20 protein-coding genes are annotated in these 20,389 nt (G+C 63.1%); 16 read left to right on the top strand and 4 right to left on the bottom strand.

Annotated features, from left to right (window positions below; genetic code table 11):
• Positions 1-28 precede the first annotated feature (28 nt).
• The gene (locus tag RHPLAN_RS20290) at positions 29-1,246 is read left to right on the top strand and encodes an MFS transporter (RefSeq protein WP_068021283.1); all 1,218 of its coding nucleotides are present in this window, start codon (positions 29-31) and stop codon (positions 1,244-1,246) included.
• A 136-nt stretch (positions 1,247-1,382) separates the two neighbouring features.
• On the top strand, positions 1,383-3,518 hold the full coding sequence (locus tag RHPLAN_RS20295; RefSeq protein ID WP_068021284.1) for a sodium-translocating pyrophosphatase: 2,136 nt from the start codon (positions 1,383-1,385) through the stop codon (positions 3,516-3,518).
• Positions 3,519-3,615: 97 nt separating this feature from the next.
• Here RHPLAN_RS20295 and RHPLAN_RS20300 read toward each other — a convergent pair whose 3' ends face one another.
• Positions 3,616-4,065 carry an outer membrane protein assembly factor BamE gene (locus RHPLAN_RS20300; RefSeq protein WP_237179869.1) on the bottom strand — a complete coding sequence of 150 codons (450 nt, stop codon included), beginning with the start codon at positions 4,063-4,065 and terminating at the stop codon, positions 3,616-3,618.
• A gap of 118 nt (positions 4,066-4,183) precedes the next feature.
• Between RHPLAN_RS20300 and RHPLAN_RS20305 the strand changes: the two genes are divergently transcribed.
• The 10 genes from RHPLAN_RS20305 (at position 4,184) to hpnK (ending at position 13,255) form a co-directional block, all read left to right on the top strand.
• A complete protein-coding gene (locus RHPLAN_RS20305; RefSeq protein ID WP_068021287.1) occupies positions 4,184-4,738 on the top strand; it encodes a ubiquinol-cytochrome C chaperone family protein in 555 nt (184 codons plus the stop codon).
• A gap of 83 nt (positions 4,739-4,821) precedes the next feature.
• On the top strand, positions 4,822-5,382 hold the full coding sequence (locus tag RHPLAN_RS20310; protein WP_237179870.1) for a YceD family protein: 561 nt from the start codon (positions 4,822-4,824) through the stop codon (positions 5,380-5,382).
• A 175-nt stretch (positions 5,383-5,557) separates the two neighbouring features.
• On the top strand, positions 5,558-6,616 hold the full coding sequence (plsX, locus tag RHPLAN_RS20315; protein WP_068021289.1) for a phosphate acyltransferase PlsX: 1,059 nt from the start codon (positions 5,558-5,560) through the stop codon (positions 6,614-6,616).
• The gene (locus RHPLAN_RS20320) at positions 6,613-7,590 is read left to right on the top strand and encodes a beta-ketoacyl-ACP synthase III (RefSeq protein ID WP_068021291.1); all 978 of its coding nucleotides are present in this window, start codon (positions 6,613-6,615) and stop codon (positions 7,588-7,590) included. The genes plsX and RHPLAN_RS20320 overlap by 4 nt, the downstream gene beginning before the upstream one ends.
• A 217-nt stretch (positions 7,591-7,807) precedes the next feature.
• Complete coding sequence (locus RHPLAN_RS20325; RefSeq protein ID WP_068021293.1) at positions 7,808-8,119, top strand: integration host factor subunit alpha; 312 nt, start codon at positions 7,808-7,810, stop codon at positions 8,117-8,119.
• Positions 8,120-8,195: 76 nt separating this feature from the next.
• A complete protein-coding gene (locus RHPLAN_RS20330; RefSeq protein WP_068021295.1) occupies positions 8,196-8,783 on the top strand; it encodes a MerR family transcriptional regulator in 588 nt (195 codons plus the stop codon).
• Between the two features lie 46 nt (positions 8,784-8,829).
• Positions 8,830-9,834 (top strand): flippase-like domain-containing protein, encoded by a 1,005-nt coding sequence (locus tag RHPLAN_RS20335; protein ID WP_068021297.1) that lies wholly within the window; start codon positions 8,830-8,832, stop codon positions 9,832-9,834.
• A gap of 6 nt (positions 9,835-9,840) precedes the next feature.
• Positions 9,841-10,998, top strand: a complete 1,158-nt coding sequence (gene hpnI / locus RHPLAN_RS20340) for a bacteriohopanetetrol glucosamine biosynthesis glycosyltransferase HpnI (RefSeq protein ID WP_068021299.1) — start codon at positions 9,841-9,843, stop codon at positions 10,996-10,998.
• Positions 10,998-12,425 carry a hopanoid biosynthesis associated radical SAM protein HpnJ gene (gene hpnJ / locus RHPLAN_RS20345; RefSeq protein WP_068021301.1) on the top strand — a complete coding sequence of 476 codons (1,428 nt, stop codon included), beginning with the start codon at positions 10,998-11,000 and terminating at the stop codon, positions 12,423-12,425. The genes hpnI and hpnJ overlap by 1 nt, the downstream gene beginning before the upstream one ends.
• Entirely contained in the window at positions 12,422-13,255 is an 834-nt protein-coding gene (gene hpnK, locus RHPLAN_RS20350; protein ID WP_068021303.1) for a hopanoid biosynthesis-associated protein HpnK, read from the top strand. The genes hpnJ and hpnK overlap by 4 nt, the downstream gene beginning before the upstream one ends.
• Positions 13,256-13,263: 8 nt before the next feature.
• On the opposite strand, the gene hpnA is transcribed toward hpnK, so the two are convergent.
• On the bottom strand, positions 13,264-14,307 hold the full coding sequence (hpnA, locus tag RHPLAN_RS20355) for a hopanoid-associated sugar epimerase (protein WP_068021305.1): 1,044 nt from the start codon (positions 14,305-14,307) through the stop codon (positions 13,264-13,266).
• 490 nt (positions 14,308-14,797) lie between these two features.
• Here hpnA and RHPLAN_RS20360 point away from each other — a divergent pair, with 490 nt between their 5' ends.
• From RHPLAN_RS20360 to RHPLAN_RS20375, 4 genes are all read left to right on the top strand, one after another.
• The gene (locus RHPLAN_RS20360; RefSeq protein ID WP_068021307.1) at positions 14,798-14,986 is read left to right on the top strand and encodes a hypothetical protein; all 189 of its coding nucleotides are present in this window, start codon (positions 14,798-14,800) and stop codon (positions 14,984-14,986) included.
• A gap of 247 nt (positions 14,987-15,233) precedes the next feature.
• Positions 15,234-15,632, top strand: coding sequence for a helix-turn-helix domain-containing protein (locus RHPLAN_RS20365; protein WP_068031573.1), 399 nt, complete (start codon positions 15,234-15,236; stop codon positions 15,630-15,632).
• Between the two features lie 268 nt (positions 15,633-15,900).
• Positions 15,901-16,878, top strand: coding sequence for a Bug family tripartite tricarboxylate transporter substrate binding protein (locus tag RHPLAN_RS20370; protein ID WP_068021309.1), 978 nt, complete (start codon positions 15,901-15,903; stop codon positions 16,876-16,878).
• A gap of 243 nt (positions 16,879-17,121) precedes the next feature.
• Positions 17,122-17,421: an HU family DNA-binding protein gene (locus tag RHPLAN_RS20375; RefSeq protein WP_068021311.1), complete on the top strand. Its 300-nt coding sequence runs from the start codon at positions 17,122-17,124 to the stop codon at positions 17,419-17,421.
• A gap of 70 nt (positions 17,422-17,491) precedes the next feature.
• Here the strand turns inward: RHPLAN_RS20375 and RHPLAN_RS20380 are convergent, their stop codons facing one another.
• Both RHPLAN_RS20380 and RHPLAN_RS20385 read right to left on the bottom strand, forming a co-directional pair.
• Positions 17,492-19,945 (bottom strand): TonB-dependent receptor, encoded by a 2,454-nt coding sequence (locus RHPLAN_RS20380; protein WP_084245255.1) that lies wholly within the window; start codon positions 19,943-19,945, stop codon positions 17,492-17,494.
• Between the two features lie 57 nt (positions 19,946-20,002).
• A complete protein-coding gene (locus RHPLAN_RS20385) occupies positions 20,003-20,350 on the bottom strand; it encodes a DUF2946 family protein (protein WP_068021315.1) in 348 nt (115 codons plus the stop codon).
• Positions 20,351-20,389: the final 39 nt, after the last annotated feature.

The raw sequence follows: 20,389 nt of genomic DNA on the forward strand, positions 1-20,389 counted from the left end.
TCCAAGTGTTCCTTGCTGGATCCTGCCGATGTCGGTGATCGCCGATACTTCTCCCGTCGTCGCCGACGATCGCCTCGCGCGCAGGAACGCGATTGTGCTGTCGGCTGCGCAGGCCCTTGCCGGCGGCAACAACACCGTGATCGCCGCAACCGCGGGCATCATCGGTACAATGCTCGCCCCCGACAAAGGGCTCGCGACCTTGCCGGTGTCCGTGATGGTCATCGGTATCTGGTTCGGCACGCTGCCGCTCGGCTACATCACCCGCAACCACGGGCGGCGCTTCGCGCTGCAGACCGGCTCGGTGGTCGGAACGCTTGGCGGCCTCGTGTCCTGTGCCGCGGTGCTGATCGGCTCGTTCGAGCTGTTTCTCGTTGGCACGTTCGGTTGCGGCTTCTACTCGGCGGCGCACAATTCGTATCGGTTCGCGGTGTGCGATACGGCGAGCGATGCCTACAAGCCGAAGGGCATTTCCATGGTGCTCGCGGGCGGCACGCTGGCGGGCTTCATCGGCTCCGGAACCGTGATCGTCACCAAGGACCTGTGGGTGCCGCATCTGTTCGCCGCGACCTTCGTCGCTCAGGCTGTGCTCGCCGCGCTCGCGGGCCTGGTGCTGACGCGGCTGAAGTCGCCGCCGCCCGTGCCGCACGCAGAGCGCGAGGCGGGGCGGCCGCTGTCGGAAATCGCGCAGAACCCGCTTTTCATCGTGGCGGTCGCCTGCGGCGTCGTGAGCTATGTGGTGATGAACCTTCTGATGACGTCAGCGCCCATTGCCATGGTCGAATGCGGGCATTCCGTCACGGTGTCGACGCTGGGCATCCAGTGGCATGTGCTCGGCATGTACGCCCCGAGCTTTATCACCGGACACCTGATCGCCCGATTCGGCGTGTTCAAGGTGATTTCGGTCGGGCTGGGGCTGCTGTTGCTCAGTGGTGCCGTCGGTATCGCCGGCCTTTCGGCCGCGCACTTCTGGATCAGCCTCACGCTTCTGGGCGTCGGATGGAACTTTGCCTTCATCGGTGCGACCACGCTGGTGACGCTTTGCCACCGTCCGGAGGAGCACAGCAAGGTCCAGTCGTTCAACGATTTCCTGATCTTCGGCACCATGGCGCTGGGGTCGTTCGCTTCGGGCAAACTGATGGCGACAGTGGGCTGGGAGTGGGTCAACATCGCTGCGTTCGTGCCCGTGCTGGTGGTAGTCTTGCTGCTCGGCTGGCTGAAGCTGCAGCGCCGTGGGCTGCCGGTTTGAGGTCGATTTCCCTGAATTTCGGCCGGGTTAGCCACATCCGGCGTTGCGTCCATGACGGCTTTTTGGCAAATATCGCGCCACATTCTGCCGGGACGGGGGGCCGTGTCCGGACCCCCTCATTCAATCGAGGATACCAATGACAGCTCTGGGACTGATCGTCGTATGCGGTCTGCTTGCAGTCGCGTACGGCATCTGGGCAATCACGTCGGTGCTGAGCGCCGACGCGGGCAGCGCCAAGATGCAGGAGATTGCGGGCGCGGTGCGCGAGGGCGCGCAAGCCTATCTTAAGCGCCAATACACCACCATCGGCATCGTCGGCGTCGTGATCTTCTTGATCGTCGGCTACATGCTCGGCTGGCTGGTCGCGATCGGCTTTGCCATCGGCGCGGTGCTCTCGGGCGTCGCCGGCTTCATCGGTATGAACGTCTCGGTGCGCGCCAACGTGCGCACCGCACAGGCCGCGATCAGCTCGCTGGCTGGCGGTCTCGAACTCGCCTTCAAGGCCGGCGCCATCACCGGCATGTTCGTGGCCGGCTTGGCGCTGCTCGGCGTCTCCGTCTACTACTGGGTGCTGACCGGCTCGATGGGCCTTGCCACCAACTCGCGCACCGTGATCGACGCCTTGGTGGCGCTCGGCTTCGGCGCTTCGCTGATCTCGATCTTCGCCCGTCTCGGCGGCGGCATCTTCACCAAGGGTGCGGACGTCGGCGGCGATCTCGTCGGCAAGGTCGAGGCCGGCATTCCGGAAGACGATCCGCGCAATCCAGCGACCATCGCCGACAACGTCGGTGACAACGTCGGCGACTGCGCCGGTATGGCAGCCGACCTGTTCGAGACCTACGCGGTGACCACGGTCGCCACGATGGTGCTCGCCTCGATCTTCTTCTCGGGCACGCCGTATCTCGTGAATATGATGATCTTGCCGCTCGCCATCGGCGGCATCTGCATCATCACTTCGATCGTCGGCACGTTCTTCGTGAAGCTCGGCGCCAGCCAGTCGATCATGGGCGCGCTGTACAAGGGCCTGATCGTCACAGCGGTCCTGTCGCTCATTGGTATTGCGGGCGTAGTGCAGTTCCTGTTCGGTTTCGGTATCGAGCTGAAGACCACAGCCGGCTTGAGCTTCACGAGCACCACGATCTACCTCTGCGGCGTGGTCGGTCTCGTGGTCACCGGCCTGATCATCTGGATCACCGAATACTACACCGGCACCGACTATCGTCCGGTGAAGTCGATCGCGGCCGCGTCCGTCACCGGCCACGGCACCAACGTCATCCAGGGCCTCGCCATCTCGATGGAGGCGACCGCGCTGCCCGCGATCGTGATCATCGCCGGCATCCTGGTCTGCTACGGCATGGCCGGCCTGTTCGGCATCGCGATTGCGGTGACGACGATGCTGGCGCTCGCCGGCATGGTGGTCGCGCTCGACGCGTTCGGCCCGGTCACCGACAACGCCGGTGGCATCGCCGAAATGGCGGGACTGCCGAAGGAGGTCCGCAAGTCGACCGACGCGCTCGACGCGGTCGGCAACACCACCAAGGCGGTCACCAAGGGCTACGCCATCGGCTCGGCGGGCTTGGGCGCGCTGGTGCTGTTCGCTGCCTACAACGAAGATCTGAAGTTCTTCATCGCGCAGTCGGCGCAGCACAAGTACTTCAGCGGCGTCTCGCTCGACTTCTCGCTGAACAATCCGTACGTCGTGGCGGGCCTGTTGTTCGGCGGCCTGCTGCCGTACCTGTTCGGCGCGATGGGCATGACCGCGGTCGGCCGTGCCGCCAGCGCGATCGTCGAAGAGGTGCGTCGGCAGTTCCGTGAAAACCCCGGCATCATGAAGGGGACCAGCAAGCCGGACTACGGCCGCGCCGTCGACATGCTCACCAAGGCCGCGATCAAGGAGATGATCATCCCGTCGCTGCTGCCGGTGCTGTCGCCGATCGTCGTCTACTACGTGATCTACTTCGTCGCGGGCGGCGGTGCGTCCGGCAAGTCGGCCGGATTCTCGGCGGTCGGCGCGATGCTGCTCGGCGTGATCGTGACCGGTCTCTTCGTTGCGATCTCGATGACCTCGGGCGGCGGCGCCTGGGACAACGCCAAGAAGTACATCGAAGACGGTCACTACGGCGGCAAGGGCTCGGACGCCCACAAGGCCGCGGTGACCGGCGACACCGTCGGCGATCCCTACAAGGACACCGCGGGGCCGGCCGTGAACCCGATGATCAAGATCACCAACATCGTGGCGCTGCTGCTGCTCGCCGTGCTCGCGCACGGCTAAGCGTCAGCTCACCGCAAAGAAAGAGCCCCGCGGCGTGAGCCGCGGGGCTTTTTGTTGCAGTCGGACGATGTGAAACACGCCCGTGGTGTTTGCGGAATTACGAGCCGATCGGCTTGGTGATCGAGAAGATGTAGTTGAGGTAGTTCAACTCGGTACCGCCGCTCGGCGTGGTGCGCGCGACGAAATCGAACACGCGGCCATCCTTGAGGCCGTAGTTGGCGATGCGCTGCACGCGGCGCTGCTTGTCGAAATAGACCGCAATCACGCGCTGGTTGGTCACCGTCTGCGGCATGAAGGCGAGCTTCTGCTCGGCGCGCTGCGAGATGTAATAGAACACCTCGCCGCTGACGGTCGCGACGGTCGAGGGCGTGCCGAGCACGATCAGCACCTGATCCTGGGTGGCGCCCAGCGGTACCTGCTCGAGCGCGCCTTCGGGCAGCACATAGCCGCGCTGATAGACCTGGGTGAAGCTGTCGCAGCCACCCAGCGTCAAGGTCGCAGCCAAGGCCACGGCGGCCCACAAGGGCCGCAGACGTGCGCGTTTCATCGGTCGAAGGCTCGTTGCCGTCATTTTGCTTGCATCCAGGGCGTGAGCGGGCGTACCCGAGGTATCCCGAAAGTGCAACGAACAGCTTAACGCAGCCGTCACCGTCTCAGCGAACCCTATGATTTCGCTCCCCTTTCGCCGCGCGTCCCAGAGCGGCAAGATCGACGCCCTCTATGGCATGATCGTGGCGCAGGCCCGAAGTCCCGAATTTTACCGGGATTACGGCGTGCCCGACACGGTCGACGGCCGGCTCGACATGATCCTGTTGCACCTCGTGCTGGTGCTTCGCCAGATCACCAAAGCGCACGGCGCGCTGCCGCCCGCCGGCCAGCGGCTGTTCGACCGTTTTCTGCAAGACATGGACGCCAACTTCCGTGAAATGGGGGTCGGCGACCTCACGGTACCCAAGCGGATGCAGAAGGTCGGCGAGGCCTATTACGGCCGCAGCAAGGTCTATGAGAGCGGTCTCGCGGACGACGATCCGTCGACGCTCGAAGCCGCAGTCGCACGGAATGTGTTTGGTGCGTCGGAGCCGACCCTCGGCGTGAAACGGCTTGCTGCCTATATGAGGGAGGCAGCCACGCGTCTTGAGCAGCAAAACGCCGACGCGATTGTGACTGCCGGATTCGAGTTTCCAGACCCGAAATCAACCGCAGAAAGCCGGCGACCGTAGAAAGTCTAGCCATGAAAGATCGAGCGCCACCCGGCCGGACCAACAGAGGGAAGATTTCCAGGTCCGGCGACACGCACAAAACTGTGGAAAATCCGTCCATTGAGGCGGCCAAGGGGCCGTGGAGCGTGCCGGTCACGGTGGCCGAAGTGCCCGATACCGGACGCCATGTCGAACTCGTTCCGGACGAGGCCACGCGCGACGCCATCGCGCAGGAGGCCGGCCTGGTTGCGCTGCCGCGCTTGGTTGCCACATTCGATCTCGCGCGACGCGGCGCCGACAGCTTGCGTCTCGAAGGACGCGTCACCGCGACTGTGATTCAGAATTGCGTGGTGACGCTTGAGCCGATCGAAACCGAGATCGACGAGCCGGTGGAGCTGTTTTTCCGGCCTGAACCTGTAGGGGCAGCCGCATCCGGTGCGGAGGAGGGGTCCCATTCGTTCGAAGGCGAGGAGCCGCCGGAGACCTTGGTCAATGGGACGGTTGACCTCGGCATCATCGCGACCGAGTTCCTCAACCTCGGAATTGATCCTTACCCGAGGAAAGAAGGTGCTGTGTTCGATGAGCCAGTCGCACGCGATCCGGCGAGCCATCCGTTCGCGGCGCTCGCTGCCCTGAAGAAAGATCCAGGGTCGAAAGGCCATTGATTCGGCCGTTTTCACCCGAAAATGCTTCAAATCCGCCGATTTTTGCCCACTGGTGTGGCCCCCAGCCGGCAAGGTATGGTGAAATTTCATCCGGTCACGGCCGTGGGGGCAGGGTTTCGGCGTCGACCTTAAGCGCAGTTCCAATCGCTGTTCAGGCCGCCGATCAGGTCCAAGCATGTCCAATACGATCCGTATCGCGCTCGACGCCATGGGGGGTGACCATGGCCCCTCCGTGGTCGTCTCGGGGGCGGAACTGGCGTTGGCCAGGCATCCCGACAGCACCTTCATCCTGTTCGGTGACCAGGCCAAGATCGACCCGCTGCTGGCCTCGCACCCGCGGCTCAAGGCGAACTCCAAGCTCGTGCACACCGATGTCGCAGTCCGGATGGACGACAAGCCGAGCCAGGCGCTGCGCAACGGCCGCTGGAAATCGTCGATGTGGCTTGCCATCGACGCCGTCAAAAAAGGTGAGGCGGACGCCGCCGTCTCGGCCGGCAACACCGGCGCGCTGATGGCGATGGCCAAGTTTCACCTGCGCACGATGCCGGGCATCGAGCGGCCCGCGATCGCCGCAGTCTGGCCGACGCTCAAGGGCGAATGCATCGTGCTCGATCTCGGCGCTTCGATCGGCGCCGACGCCGAACATCTGTGCGACATGGCCGTGATGGGCAGCGCCATGGCGCGGGTGTTGTTCGATCTCGACCGCCCGACCGTAGGGCTTCTCAACATCGGGGTCGAAGAGGTCAAAGGCCTCGAAGCGGTGCGCGAAGCGGGCCGCATTCTGCGGGAGCAGCCGATCCCCCACATCGACTATGTCGGATTTGTCGAGGGCGATGACATCGGACGACACAAAGCCGACGTGGTGGTGACCGAAGGCTTTGCCGGCAACATTGCGCTCAAGGCCGCAGAGGGCACGGCCAAGCAGTTCGCTGAATATCTGCGCGGCGCGATCAAGAAATCGATCTGGTCGCAACTCGGTTATTTGCTGGCGCGGCCGGCGTTCCGGATGCTGCGCGACAAGATGGATCCACGCAAATCGAATGGCGGTGTTTTCTTGGGACTGAATGGCGTTGTCATTAAGAGTCACGGTGGTACGGACGCGGAGGGTTTCGCGGCTGCGATCGACGTGGGATACGAAATGGTGCGTGAGGAATTGCTGGCCAAGATCGGCGAGACCGTCGACCGGCATCACCAGGACATGACGGCGCAGGCCGCCGGCGGAGCGGCTTCGTGACGATGCTGCGTTCAGTCATTCTCGGCTGCGGCAGCGCGCTGCCGGCTCAGGTGCTCACCAACCAGGAACTTGCAGCCAAAGTCGACACCACCGACGAGTGGATCGTGCAGCGCACCGGCATCCGTCAGCGCCACATCGCGGCTGACGGCGAGCTCACTTCGGATCTCGCGATCCAGGCCGCCAAGGCAGCGCTTGCCAACGCCCATGTCGATCCCCAAACGATCGATCTGATCGTGCTCGGCACCTCGACGCCCGATAACACATTCCCGGCCACCGCCGTCACGGTGCAGGCCGGGCTAGGCATCACCCGCGGCGCGGCGTTCGACCTGCAGGCTGTCTGCTCAGGCTTCGTCTATGCGCTGTCCATCACCGACGGGCTCCTTCGCACCGGCACCTACACGCGCGCGCTTGTGATCGGCGCCGAAACCTTCTCTCGCATTCTCGACTGGAAGGACCGCACCACCTGCGTGCTGTTCGGCGACGGTGCCGGTGCCGTGGTGGTCGAGGCGCAGCAGCAGCCGGGCGAAAAAACCGACCGCGGCATTCTCACCACGCATTTGCGCTCCGACGGCCGGCACAAGTCGAAGCTCTATGTCGACGGCGGACCGTCGTCGACCATGACGGTGGGCCATCTGCGTATGGAAGGCCGCGCGGTGTTCAAGCACGCGGTGGCGATGATCACCGATGTGATCGAGGATGCTTTCCGTGCAACCGGTTACACCGCCTCCGACATCGACTGGTTCGTGCCGCATCAGGCCAACAAGCGCATCATTGACGACAGCGCCCATAAGCTCGGTATCGCGCCTGAGAAGGTGGTGATCACAGTCGACCAGCACGGCAACACCTCGGCGGCGTCGATCCCGCTCGCGCTCAACGCCGCGGTTCGTGACGGCCGCATCAAGAAGGGCGATCTGGTTCTGCTGGAAGCGATGGGAGGTGGCTTCACTTGGGGATCGGCGCTGATCCGGTGGTAGGTGCGGGCCGCACAAATCCGGTTTTCGGCCTGTTTCGGATCGCAATTGCGACATTGCGAGCCGAATTTTCGTCGGAAACGCGGGCCGGTCCCCATAGTTGCCGCCGCGCCACACTGTTGCGGCAAATGCCGGGGAACGCGATGTTGCCGTCGTTGACCGGGTAAACCCAGGCTAATATCGTTGGAAATTCAGCGGGATATAGTCGCCTTCACTGGGGCTGGCGATGTCGGGCAAAACGATTACACGGGCTGACTTGTGCGAGGCGGTCTACCAGAAGGTCGGTCTGTCGCGGACAGAGTCGGCAGCACTGGTCGAGCTGGTATTGGACGAGATCACCAAATGCCTTGAACAGGGCGAAACGGTGAAACTGTCCTCATTTGGCTCTTTTGTGGTTCGTAAAAAGGGTCAGAGAATCGGACGCAATCCCAAGACCGGCAAGGAAGTTCCCATTTCGCCGCGGCGCGTGATGGTGTTCAAACCTTCGGCGATCTTGAAGCAACGCATCAACAACTCCGGCGGCGAAGGCTAGTCCGGGATAATACGAATTGTGGCCGCCAGGACAGGCGGGCAATTCAGACACAAATGGACAAAGGGGCACGGGGGCCGTGGAAAAAGCGCCAGACGCTTTCCGCACCATTAGTGAAGTCGCTGACGAACTCGACATCCCGCAACACGTCCTGCGTTTTTGGGAAAGCCGGTTTCCACAGATCAAGCCCATGAAGCGGGCTGGCGGGCGCCGTTACTACCGCCCCGACGACGTCGACCTGCTGAAGGGCATCAAATACCTGCTCTACACGCAGTGTTTGCGCATTGAAGGCGTGCAAAACGTTCTCCGGGACAAGGAGAAAGGACCGAAGTTCGTCCAGGCGGTTTGGCAGTCGAGCGCGGCACAACCTGCGGCCGAAGCCGCAGAGGATGCAGCTTATGAAGACGCGGAAACCGACGCCCAAGACGGGTCGGAGCAGGAAGAGGCACCGCGCACGCTGCTAGGACTATTCAAGGGCGCGGCATCCGGACGCAGGGACGCCGAAGCCGAAGCTGCCGAAGAGTCGGAATCGAACGCGAAATCAGCAACTGCGCCGGCTGCGCCGCAGTTGTCCCGTGAGAATGTCCGCAAGCTGCAAAGCGCTTTGCACGAATTGCGCGAATGCCGACAGGCCATCGATCAAGCGCTCAAAGACGAAGCGGCCTAGCTTCGCGAACAGGAAGTCCATCCCCGCATGAAATCGAGTGAGTCAGATGCCCAGCGCTAAGCAGGCCACACTGATCGTGTGGTTTACCGGCATGCTGGTGCTGGTCGGACTGACGGTGTGGTACGGCGCCGACCATGTCGGCGAAGCGATTGTCAGCGCCGGCTGGGCGGCGCTGCTGGTCGTCTTCGTCCGGGCTGCCGCCGTGGCGATCGCCGGGGCGGGCTGGTGGCTGCTGTTTCCGGTCGATCTGCGGCCGTCGGTCTTGCTCTGTATGGGACTGCGTTTCGTGCGCGAAGGCGCCAACGCGCTGCTGCCGCTCGCTCAGATCGGCGGCGACTTCATCGGCGCGCGCTGCCTCGCGCTGCGTGGCGTGAAGGGAACAGTCGCTGCGGCCAGCGTCATCGTCGACGTCCTGATGCAGGCGGTGAGTCAGTTGGTGTTTGCGCTGATCGGTCTTGTGCTGCTGATCGCGATGGGTGGCAACGAACTCATCGTCTGGCCGATTGCCATCGGGCTTGCGCTTGCGCTGCCGGCGCTCGGCGGCTTCGTGTTGATGCAGGGCGAGCAAGGCCAGCGGCTCGTGAAGTGGGTGCTCGGCGCGGTTGCCGGCGACCGTCAGTGGGCAGCCTTTGGTGCGATCGACAATCTGTTTGCCAGCCTCGATAGGTTTTACGCGTATCGACGTGGCCTCATTCAAAGCGTGATCTGGCATCTCGGCGGCTGGTTCGTCGGCGCGCTTGAAATCTGGATCGTGCTCACCTTCATGGGCTACTCGATCGACTTCGGCGATGCCGTGCTGATCGAGAGCCTGATGCACGCGGTGCGCGGTGCGGCCTTCGCGGTGCCGGGCGCGCTCGGAGCTCAAGAGGGGGGGCTGATCATCCTTTGCGCGATTTTCGGCGTACCACCCGAGGCCGCGCTTGCGCTGTCGCTGGTCAAGCGCCTGCCGGATCTGGTGCTGGGCGTGCCTGGCCTGATCGCCTGGCAGGCCATAGAAGGCTGGCACTTCCACGACCGCGGTCGTGCGCAGGAACAGAAGGAACGGGCGTAGGCGACAATGTTCCAGGACCTCGTGCTGATTGCGTTGTTCGCCGCCGCCTCGGCTGGACTACTTTACATGGCGCTTGGTGCGGCGCTCGCGCCGCCCGGTCCGCGTCCAGCGCGACCGACCGGCCGCGCCGAACCGGCCGTGACGATCCTCAAGCCGCTGCACGGTGACGAGCCGGGCCTCCTCGAAAATCTCGCGTCATTCTGCGACCAGACTTATTCCGGTGAGGTGCAGATCGTATTCGGCGTGTCACGCGCCGACGATGCCGCCTTGGCTGCGGTCGAGCAGCTTCGCGCCATGTATCCGCACAAGGTGCTGGAGGTGGTGGTCGACGACACCGTCCACGGAACCAATCCAAAGGTCTCCAACCTCATCAACATGAGCGCGCGCATCGCGCATGACATCATCGTTCTTGCCGACAGCGACATCCGCGTGCGTCCGGACTACCTGTCGCGCCTGGTCAGGAGGCTCGAACGACGAGGTGGCGTGGTCACCGCGCCGTATTACGGCATCTCCACCGGCAGCTTCTGGTCGAAGCTGGCCCAGTTGAACATCGATGGACATTTCCTGCCGGGGGTGCTGGTCGGCGCGCGCTTCTCGCTTTCGCGGCCTTGCCTCGGCTCGACCATCGCGTTGCATCGGAAGTCGCTTGTCGCAATCGGCGGCTTCGAGGCGATCGCCGATTGCCTCGCCGACGATTACGAAATCGGGGCGCTGGCGGCCGCGCGGGGCGAACCGGTCTCGCTGCTGCACTCGGCGGTGGGCCACGTCTGTGACGAGCGATCTTTTGCCGAATTGTGGCGGCACGAGGTGCGGTGGGCCATGACCATCCGCCTAGTCGATCCGGTCGGTTATTCCGGCTGGATCATCACGCACTCGTTCCCGCTGGCGCTGTTCGCCTGGGGCCTGGGCGGCGAAGAAATCGCGATCTGCCTTGCGGTTGGAGCGCTCGCCTGTCGGGCTGTCCTGATTTATGCCATAGAGCGCGGCTATGGCCTGCCGCCGCGGCCATATTGGCTCATCCCGCTGCGTGATCTATTATCGTTTGCCGTGTTTATCACCGGCTTCCTGGCACGCGACTTGAGCTGGAAGGGACGTCGCTACTCGCTGATGTCCGAAGGAACAATGCTACCCGAGCTACCTGAACGGAGAACGCCGTCGCCATGATGAGGACCCTGTTTCTGCAAGCACCGTCGTTCGAAGGTTTCGACGGTGGCGCAGGCGCCCGCTATCAGAACCGGCGCGAGATCAAATCGTTCTGGTATCCGACTTGGCTCGCCCAGCCGGCCGCGATGGTCGAGGGCTCCAAGCTCATCGACGCGCCGCCGCACCGGCTGTCGCTCGCCGATGTGTTGCCGGAGGTGAAGGACCGCGATCTCGTGGTGCTTCACACCTCGACGCCGTCGTTCTCATCGGACGTCAAGACCGTCCGCGCCCTAAAGGCCGCCAATCCCAACCTTAAGGTCGGGATGATCGGCGCCAAGGTCGCGGTCGACGCCGCTGGCTCGCTGGATTCCTGCCAGGAACTCGACTTCGTCGCCCGCAACGAGTTTGACTTCACCATCAAGGAAGTCGCTGAGGGACGCGACTTCGGAAGCATTGACGGTCTGTCTTATCGCGGCCGTGACGGCCGCATCGTCCACAACAAGGAGCGCCAGCTCCTGCACAACATGGACGAGCTGCCGTTCGTGTCACCGGTGTACAAACGCGATCTCGTCATCGAGAACTATTTCATCGGCTATATGCGGCACCCGTATCTGTCGTTCTATACCGGGCGCGGCTGCAAATCGCGCTGCACCTTCTGCCTGTGGCCGCAGACCGTCGGCGGGCATGCTTACCGTACCCGCAGCGTCGGTCATGTGATCGAGGAACTGAAATACGCGAAGCAGGCCTTCCCGCAGGTGAGGGAAATTTTCTTCGACGACGACACGTTGACTGACAACCTGCCGCGCGTCGAGGAGCTCGCCCGCGAGATCGGCAAGCTCGGCATCACCTGGGCCTGTAACGCCAAGGGCAATGTGCCGCGCAAGACCCTCGAGGTAATGGCCGCGAACGGCTGCCGGCTCTTCGTGGTCGGCTACGAGTCCGGCAATCAGCAGATCCTGCACAACATCAAGAAGGGCATGCTGATCGACGTCGCCAAGAAGTTCACCAAGGACTGCCACGAGCTTGGCATCAAGATCCACGGCACCTTCATTCTCGGCCTCCCGGGCGAGACCAAGGAGACGATCCAGCAGACCATCAAGTTCGCGACCGAGATCAATCCGCACACGATCCAGATCTCCCTCGCGGCGCCGTATCCGGGCACCCACCTCTACAAGGAGGCGAAGGAAAACGGCTGGTTCGACACCAACAACGCGGACCTGGTCGACGAGAACGGCATCCAGATCGCGCCGCTGCACTATCCGCATCTGAGCCACAGCGAGATTTTCCACTCGGTCGAGGACTTCTATAAGAAGTTCTACTTCCGGGCTCCGAAGATCGCCTCCATCGTCAACGAGATGGTTCGTTCGCCGCAGATGATGAAGCGCCGGCTGCGCGAAGGCGTCGAGTTCTTCCAGTTCCTGAAAGAGCGCCGCGAGGCGGCGCTCTGAGGCGTCTGGTCGTCACGGCCGACGATTTCGGCCTGGCCTTCGAGGTCAACGAGGCTGTCGAGATCGCGCATCGCGACGGCATTCTTTCCGCAGCGAGCCTGATGGTGGCGGGAGCGGCCGCGTCCGACGCGGTCGCGCGCGCCCGGCGGCTGCCGAAGCTTCGTGTCGGCCTGCATGTCGTGCTGGTCGAAGGCGAGCCGAAGCTGCCGCCTGAAAAGCTCCCCGATCTCGTCGACAGCTCCGGGTATTTCCGCACCGATATGGCGCGGCTTGGCTTCGATATTTTCGCCAAGCCCGCGGCGCGGGCGCAGCTTCTTGCCGAAGTCGAGGCGCAGTTCGCAGCCTATGCGGCGACCGGGCTGCCGCTCGATCACGTCAACGCCCACAAGCACTTTCACCTGCATCCGACCATCGCCGGCGCCATCATCGCGATCGGCCGCCGCTATGGCATGAACGCGTTGCGTGTCCCGGTCGAGCCGCGCGGCGTGCTCGCGAAAATCGAACCCGCGCCGATCGGTGTGTCCTGGATCACCGGGCCCTATGCGTCGCTGCTCGGCCGCGCGGCGCGGCGTGCAGGCTTGCAGACCGCTGATGCCGTGTTCGGACTCGCCTGGTCGGGCGCAATGACCGCGCCGCGCGTCGAAGGCGTACTGCGGCACTTGCCGGAAGGCCGCACCGAAATCTACACGCATCCCGGGACGGCCGGCGGTTTCGCCGGCCACGCTCCGGGTTATCGCTATGCCGATGAACTTGCGGCGCTCACAACGCCTGAAGCCGTCGCGCTGGTGAAACGCGGCGACATCGCGCTCGGCGGCTACGCCGACCTGTAGAGTTGGCGCTAGGCGTTGCGCAGTTCGCGTGGGCGCTTCATGTAGCCCGCGCCCGCGAACCAGTCGATCGCCTCGACCAATCCATCGCGATAGGGCCTCGACGTGTAGCCGAGCTCGCGGCGCGCCTTGGTGTCGTCGAAGTGCATGTGATAGCGCGCCATGCGAAGCCCATCGACCGTCGCGAATGGCTCCTTGCCGGTGAAGCGCGCGGCGAACTCCGCGCCATAGGCAATCGGATAGATCACGGCGCGAGGGAGCTTCATCAGCGGCGGCCGGCCGCCCACGATCCAGGCGATGTCGGTCAGCACCTGCCGCAGTGTCACGTTCTCTCCGCCGAGGATATAGCGCTCGCCGATCGCGCCGCGATGAAGCGCGGCGAGGTGGCCGACCGCGACGTCCTCGACATGGGCGAAGTTCAGGCCGGTCTCGACAAAGGCCGGCATCCGGCCGGACGCAGCCTCGATGATGATGCGGCCGGTCGGCGTTGGCCGCACGTCACGCGGCCCGATCGGGGTAGACGGGTTGACGATCACGGCAGGCAGGCGCTCCCGCGCTACCATGTCGATGACCACGTCCTCCGCCAGAACCTTGCTGCGCTTATAGGCACCGATCGCGGCGTCGGCCGGGAGCTTGCGGGTTTCGTCGGCGATGCCGCCGGCGCGCAGATCGAAGGTCGCGACCGAACTGGTGTAGACCACACGCTCGAGACCCGCGCGCAGCGCCTCTTCCATTATGATGCGCGTGCCTTCGACATTGGCGCGGATGATGTCGTCGGGCGAGGGGGCCCAGAGCCGATAGTCCGCCGCGACATGCACGAGATAGCGTGTGCCTTTGAGCGCACCCGCGACCGAGGCCCGGTCGCGCATGTCGCCGATAAAGACCTGGTCGGCCGGATCGATATTGGTCCGCGGGCTCGATGCCCGGACCAGGACGCGGACGGGAAAGCCTTCGCGGCGGAACACGTTCGCGACGGCCGCGCCGACAAATCCGCTGGCGCCCGTGACCAGCACCGGGCCACGGCTTTGCGAAGCTGGCTGCGCTTCCGGAGTCATCAACGATTTCATCCCATATGCGGCGGCACGACTAAGGCGGCGCGGCCCAACCCGGGTTGTTGAAGGCAATAAACCGAACGCCGTCAACAGGGGCGCTCGCGCCCGAAACAGCCACAGCCGGCTGAAACTCGGCCTGGAGCTTGCGGTGCCAACGGAAATCTTTACCGGCCGTGCTCGTATTCGAAGATGCGCCGGCAGCTTCGGGATTGAACCGAGACCGAAGTGATGACCGCCGCTTGCCCGACGGCCGCCCGCACTTGGCGTCGGGTCATGCAGCGTCGTCCGCCGCCAATCACCGAAAATGACTGTAAATTCTGGCAACATTATCTGGTCGCGGCTGGAGTCTTGTGTGGCCTAGCTCACACAAAGCTCCGACTGCGCAGCCTACCATCACACCGCCATTGAGCAGGACCAGCGATCGACCTGTTCAATCGGCGAGGGTACGGCCGGGGGGCCGGCGGATGGGCATCCAAACCGATGGGGCAAAGCCATGAACATCATCGATACCAAGTTCGCTGAAGACACGACGTCAGACTCCCAGATGCTGATTGTTTTCCTACATTATGCCCTTGAGGACGTGCGCAAGCTCAGCATGCGCAGTGCGGTACTTCTGGAGCAAGCCATCTCGGCGCTGGCAGACGAGGCCGTGACAATCGCACCGCCACAAGTCCTATCGTAGCGGCGCGCTGAGCCAGGCGTTCAGGTTTCGGACGCGTCCCGGGGTTGTCTCACGCCAGCGCAGCAATTGGTCTGCTGCAATACCGAATGGTATTTTCCCTGACATCTTGGCCAATGCCGCTCATTGGCCAAGAGCTTCGGACCTGCCTATACTCGCGACCGACTCTTGGATTGTCGCCAGCGGCGAAGAGTCCAAGGGGGCGGGGCGGGGCATCGCGGGGGCGATCGAACGCAGGCTCAAAGGGAAAATCGTGGCAAAGTCTCCGAGTCCGACGGATAAGCATGTGGGCGCGCGCGTACGCATGCGCCGTTTGATGCTCGGTTTGAGCCAGGAAAAGCTCGCCGACGGTCTCGGGCTGACGTTCCAGCAAGTTCAGAAGTACGAGAAGGGCACCAACCGAATCGGTGCGAGCCGGCTTCAACAGATTGCCAACATCTTGAAGGTGCCGCCCCAGTTCTTCTTCGAGGAATTGCCCAAGGGCCGCACCGCCTCCCACGATGCGGCCCCCTCGACCGCCTATATCAACGAGTTCGTCGCATCGAGCGATGGGTTGGCGCTGATCAAGGCCTTCATGGCCATTGAGAGCACCGCGCTACGGCGCAGCATCGTGCACGTCGTCGAGCAGATCAGCGACACGAAAGGTTGAGCCAGCGCGGAGTTCGCGGTCGACCATCGCGTCGCCGTTCCTGAGACCGGCTGTATTTTTCCAGAATCCTCAAAGAGCGATCATCGTCCTTCCGCGGAGGAGCGGTGACGTTTGCCGCGTTGTCCGGCGCGCCTGCTGCGCGCATTTGCGGCTTTGAGCCGGTTTTCGTGTGGCCGGTATGCTGTGCCGTAATGGCAACGGATATTGGCCAAGCGGCCAACCAATGGCATGGGAATTGCCAAGCGGTCGGCTCAAAAAGGATCTAAAAATGAAGTCTCTGATCTCGGCTCTCGTCGTGGCGCTCGCTTGCGTCCTCGGCGTTTCCTCGGCGTTCGCCGACACCTATCCCAGCAAGCCGATCACCATCGTGGTGCCGTTTGCGCCGGGCGGCGCGACAGACGTGCTGCCGCGGCTGTTTGCTGAACGCCTTCAGGCGGAGCTCGGTACGCCCATCGTCATCGAGAATGTCAGCGGCGCGGGCGGGACCATCGGCATGCAGCGCGTCGCGCGCGCCACTCCCGATGGCTACACCATCGTGTGCGGCAACTGGACCACGTTCGTGTCCAACGGCGCGATCATGAAAACCTCCTACGACGTCGTCACCGACTTCGAGCCGGTCATTCTGCTGCCCGGCAACTCCCATGTCATCGCTGCGCGAAAGGATTTGCCGGCAAACAATCTGGCTGAGCTGGTGACATGGCTGAAGGCCAATCAGGACAAGGTCTCGATGGCGACGGCCGGCGTCGGCACCGGCGGCCATTTTGGCGCAGTGCTGCTGCAGAATCTGACTCACACCGAATTCCCATTGGTGCACTACCGCGGCGGCGGGCCGGCGCTGGCGGACCTGCTCGCCGGACATATCGATCTCACCACCAACCAGGCGACTGTGTTCCTGCCGTATATGCGTAATGGCATGCTGAAGGTCTTCGCGGTGCTTGCCGATCATAAGCTTGCGCAGGCGCCGGAGATTCCGACCGCCGACGAGGCCGGCCTGCCGGGATATCACGTGTCCAACTGGAACGGGTTCTGGGCGCCCAAGGGGACGCCGAAGGACGTCGTCGCGAAGCTCAACGCCGCGGTCATGAAGGTGTTGGCCGATCCCGCAATGACGCAGAAGCTTCTGAATCTGACCTATGAGATTCCGTCCGTCGACCAGCAGACGCCCGCGGCGTTGGCCAAGATTCAAAAGGACGAGATCGAGAAGTGGTGGCCGATCATCAAGGCCGCCAAGATCACCGGCAACTGACCGCCGAACATCTGAGGACCTGAGTCGGGCGGCCGCAGGCCGGTGCGGCGGATGCCGACTCGGGGCCGCATAAAATGCTCGATTGGCGAGGTGTGCTGCCGAAAAAATGAGGAAAAGCCGGCAAAAATGGCCAAAAAAGCCCGGTTTGACCGCAAATATCCTGTGTGCGAATCACTGGACCCCTATTTTTATAGGTTTTTTCCGCCATAAGGTGGGGTCATCACTCATGCCATGGGAGCAACAATGCCCGCCTATATGACGAAGTCGCAACTGGTCACCAAGATCGCCGAACTGCAGGAACTCGCCAAGAAAGACGTGAAGGCCATGATGGAGACCTTGACGGAGGTCGGCCACAAAGAGCTGAAGAAGACCGGCATCTTCGTTGTTCCGGGCTTCGCCAAGTTCGTTGTGGTGAAGAAGCCAGCCACCAAGGCGCGCAAGGGCAAGAACCCGTTCACCGGCGAAGAGATGATGTTCAAGGCCAAGCCGGCGCGGAAGATCGTCCGTGCGCGGCCGGTCAAGGCCGTCAAGGAAGCGGTCTGATCAACGTCATCACGTTGAGGTTTAAGGGCCCCGCAAGGGGCCCTTAGCTTTTGGGCCTCGTGCGCGGCCGTCAGAATGTCAGCTTGCCCTGCACCACATAGGTCCGCTGCGGGAACGGGTGAAACAGGAAGTATTTCTCGTTGAAAACGTTGTCGACGCCGAAAGCGAGCGAGCCTCGTTCGCTGACCTGGTATTGGACCCGCAAGTCGAACACGAGGTAGGGATCGAACGCCTGATAGACGTGCGCGACGTTGTCGGTGTTGTCGAGCGTCGAATAGATCTTGCTCTGATAGCGCCCGACCACGGTGAAGGACCATGCATCGGTCGGCCGGTACGTGGCGCCGAAGGTGGCGCGCCATTTCGGCACGTTCGGCACCATCTTTCCGGTCGATGCGGTGCCGGTGGTGCTCACGAAGGACGGATTGCTCAAGATCACCGAGTCCACGTAGGTCACGCTGCCGAACATTTCGAGCCGCGGCACGAAGACGTTGTCCTTTTGCACGGCAAGCTCGACGCCGCGATTTCGCACCTCGTCGACATTGATATTGAACGACGCAAGGGTGGTCGAGTTCGGCAAGGTGGCTTGTTGTGAGATGATCATGTCTTTCGTGTTTTCTTGAAACAGCGAAAGCCTGATCTTGCCGTCGTTGAATTTTCGGATCGCCGCAAGTTCGGTGACGAGCGACTGCTCCGGCTTGAGATTGGGATTGGGGTTCTGGACGAGACCGGGAATCGTATTGTTGATCTGATAAAGCTCGGTCACGGTCGGAAAGCGGTTGGCGATGCCGACCGATGCCGTGTACTCCCACTGCTTGTTTGGCTCGAAGCTCAGCGCACCCTTCGGCGAGAAGCGGGTGGCGCCAAGCTCCTGTTGGACAATTCCCGTCGCGCTGGTGATGTTGCCGGCGTTGTTCGTGCCTGTGACCAGGTTGAAGCCGTCGAACGACCGCCAATGTTCTAAGCGCCCACCCGTCGTCAGTTTCCACATAGGCGCCAGGCGCCATGCGTCCTGGACCCACAGCGCTTGTGTCTCGGTCTCGCCCCGGCTGTTGCTGTAGAGCTGGCTCGATGAATCCGGTCCGGCCGTCCAACTGCCGGTCTTGTAGACAGGATTGATCAGCGTGTAGTTGTCGAAGTGATAGCCGAAGCTCACCTCGTGAGGCCCGCTTGGTCCTGTCGGCCGCGAGATGCCTTTGGCATCGACGGTCGTCCAGTTGCTGCCGTCCATCCGGGTGATGCGGCCGGTGTCGGTAAAGCCCAGCCCGTTGCCGGTGACATTGAATGGGTTGCGCTGGATGTCCGACAGATAGTCGTAACGGGTAAAGACCAGGTCCCAGTCCCAGTTGCCTTTGGTGTCAGTCTTGAACGCCAGCGCGTTGGCGAGATTCTGCTGGTTGAGATTGAACCTGCCGCTGGCGAACGGGTTGTTGGAGTTCTGCGGCCCGAATGTCGCTGCGCCTCCAGCAGCCCGCAAATAGCTGTCCACGTTCGACGACTGGTCGTTGTTCCAGAAGCCGAGCGTGTAGGTGGCGGTGAGCCACGGCGTGATGTCGAGCGTGAACTTGCCTTTCACGTTCGTCATCTCGGTGTGCAGGAGCCCGGTCGCGCCCATCACGTTGGCCACTCCGCCGGTCCGGCTTGGCTGCTGGATCAGGCCGCCGGCCACGCCCGCGAGCGTATTGCTGGTGGTGGTCGCAAAGCCGAGCGGCTGGCTGAAGCTGTTCTGGTAGTTGAACGTGACAAGCGCCGAGAGGTCGCCCCAGCGATTGCCGACCGAGGCATTGGTCTGGTCGGTGCGGAACGTGCCGTTGGTGTTGTACAGGCTGAAGTTCTGGAAGGATTCCGACTGCTTCAGCGTCGACTCGAATTTGTTCGGCATCCGCGTCGTGAACTTCAGCACGCCGCCCATCGAGTTTCCGGGATACATCGCCGCGAATGGTCCGTAGAGGAAATCGACCCAGGCGATCTCCTCGGGTGAGATCATGCTCCAGCGCGGCGTGCCATTGGTGTTGTTGTTGCCGATCAACGCCGAGAGCAGGATATCGTCGGCATAGACCAGCGTGCGGGCGCTGGAGTTGAGCCCCCAGACGCGCGACGCCAGCACGGTCTGATTGTCGCCGGCGTTGCGCTTGCGAAGCGACAGGCTTGGCAGATATTTCACCGCGTCTTCGCTGTCGACCATGTTGACGGTCTGCTCGAGCCGTTTGGCGGTGATGCCTTCCGAAGTCTGCGGCAGTTGAAAGCGCTGCTTGTCCGGTGACGGACCGGCCAGGTTCGAGGCGGTCGCGGGTTGAGAGGTGGGCTGCGTTGCAGGGCGAGGCCGGGCCGGCGCGGGCGGTCGGCTCTGGGCGGTACGCTGCGTCCGCCGCGGCGGCTTGGCGCGACGCTGGACGTTGATCTTCGGCAGCGTCACCGATGGCTCGGTTTGCGGCACAGACTGGGCGAACGCAGATGTTATAGGAACAGGGCACAGCGCCGCGATCGCCGCAAACGGCGCGCAGCCCCACAGGTACAGTCGTGGCACGAATGGACTCCATCAGAACGGCTTGAATCGGATCGGTCTGGAAGGACCGGTTGCGGTTCAGGCGTTCTGCGGAGGGGCGCGGCTGAGACCGGCGCGGGCTTGATGATAGGCGACGCAGGCGTCGACGCTGACGAACGCCAAGCGCACCGAGAATGCTGCCGGCGTCCCTGGCAGCGCGACGACATCAGGCACGGTCGCGGCACCAAAGCTCGCAGTCGTGCAGATCGGGCAATGGGTGTTGAGCTTCAGCTTGGCTTGATCGCCGTCCGGCGCATCAGATGCATCATGCGACGAGCAGATGACGAAAAACGCGCCCGAGAAGGACGCGGGGTCCTGCGCGGCAGCTTGCGTCGCCATGCTGTAGGCGAGGAAGGCTTGCAGCACGAGCGCGTATGCCGCGATCATCCCAATCGCGCCACGCCAGCCCCGCCGGTGAAACCTTCG

The sequence above is a fragment of the Rhodoplanes sp. Z2-YC6860 genome (assembly GCF_001579845.1).
Lineage (GTDB): Bacteria > Pseudomonadota > Alphaproteobacteria > Rhizobiales > Xanthobacteraceae > Z2-YC6860.

What these genes read in the sequence shown, in the direction of transcription:
- RHPLAN_RS20290 (WP_068021283.1), top strand. Translation starts at nt 29, where the DNA reads ATGTCGGTGATCGCCGATACTTCTCCCGTCGTCGCCGACGATCGCCTC.
- RHPLAN_RS20295 (WP_068021284.1), top strand. Translation starts at nt 1,383, where the DNA reads ATGACAGCTCTGGGACTGATCGTCGTATGCGGTCTGCTTGCAGTCGCG.
- RHPLAN_RS20300 (WP_237179869.1), bottom strand. Translation starts at nt 4,065, where the DNA reads ATGAAACGCGCACGTCTGCGGCCCTTGTGGGCCGCCGTGGCCTTGGCT.
- RHPLAN_RS20305 (WP_068021287.1), top strand. Translation starts at nt 4,184, where the DNA reads ATGATTTCGCTCCCCTTTCGCCGCGCGTCCCAGAGCGGCAAGATCGAC.
- plsX (WP_068021289.1), top strand. Translation starts at nt 5,558, where the DNA reads ATGTCCAATACGATCCGTATCGCGCTCGACGCCATGGGGGGTGACCAT.
- RHPLAN_RS20335 (WP_068021297.1), top strand. Translation starts at nt 8,830, where the DNA reads ATGCCCAGCGCTAAGCAGGCCACACTGATCGTGTGGTTTACCGGCATG.
- hpnI (WP_068021299.1), top strand. Translation starts at nt 9,841, where the DNA reads ATGTTCCAGGACCTCGTGCTGATTGCGTTGTTCGCCGCCGCCTCGGCT.
- hpnJ (WP_068021301.1), top strand. Translation starts at nt 10,998, where the DNA reads ATGAGGACCCTGTTTCTGCAAGCACCGTCGTTCGAAGGTTTCGACGGT.
- hpnA (WP_068021305.1), bottom strand. Translation starts at nt 14,307, where the DNA reads ATGACTCCGGAAGCGCAGCCAGCTTCGCAAAGCCGTGGCCCGGTGCTG.
- RHPLAN_RS20360 (WP_068021307.1), top strand. Translation starts at nt 14,798, where the DNA reads ATGAACATCATCGATACCAAGTTCGCTGAAGACACGACGTCAGACTCC.
- RHPLAN_RS20370 (WP_068021309.1), top strand. Translation starts at nt 15,901, where the DNA reads ATGAAGTCTCTGATCTCGGCTCTCGTCGTGGCGCTCGCTTGCGTCCTC.
- RHPLAN_RS20375 (WP_068021311.1), top strand. Translation starts at nt 17,122, where the DNA reads ATGCCCGCCTATATGACGAAGTCGCAACTGGTCACCAAGATCGCCGAA.
- RHPLAN_RS20385 (WP_068021315.1), bottom strand. Translation starts at nt 20,350, where the DNA reads ATGATCGCGGCATACGCGCTCGTGCTGCAAGCCTTCCTCGCCTACAGC.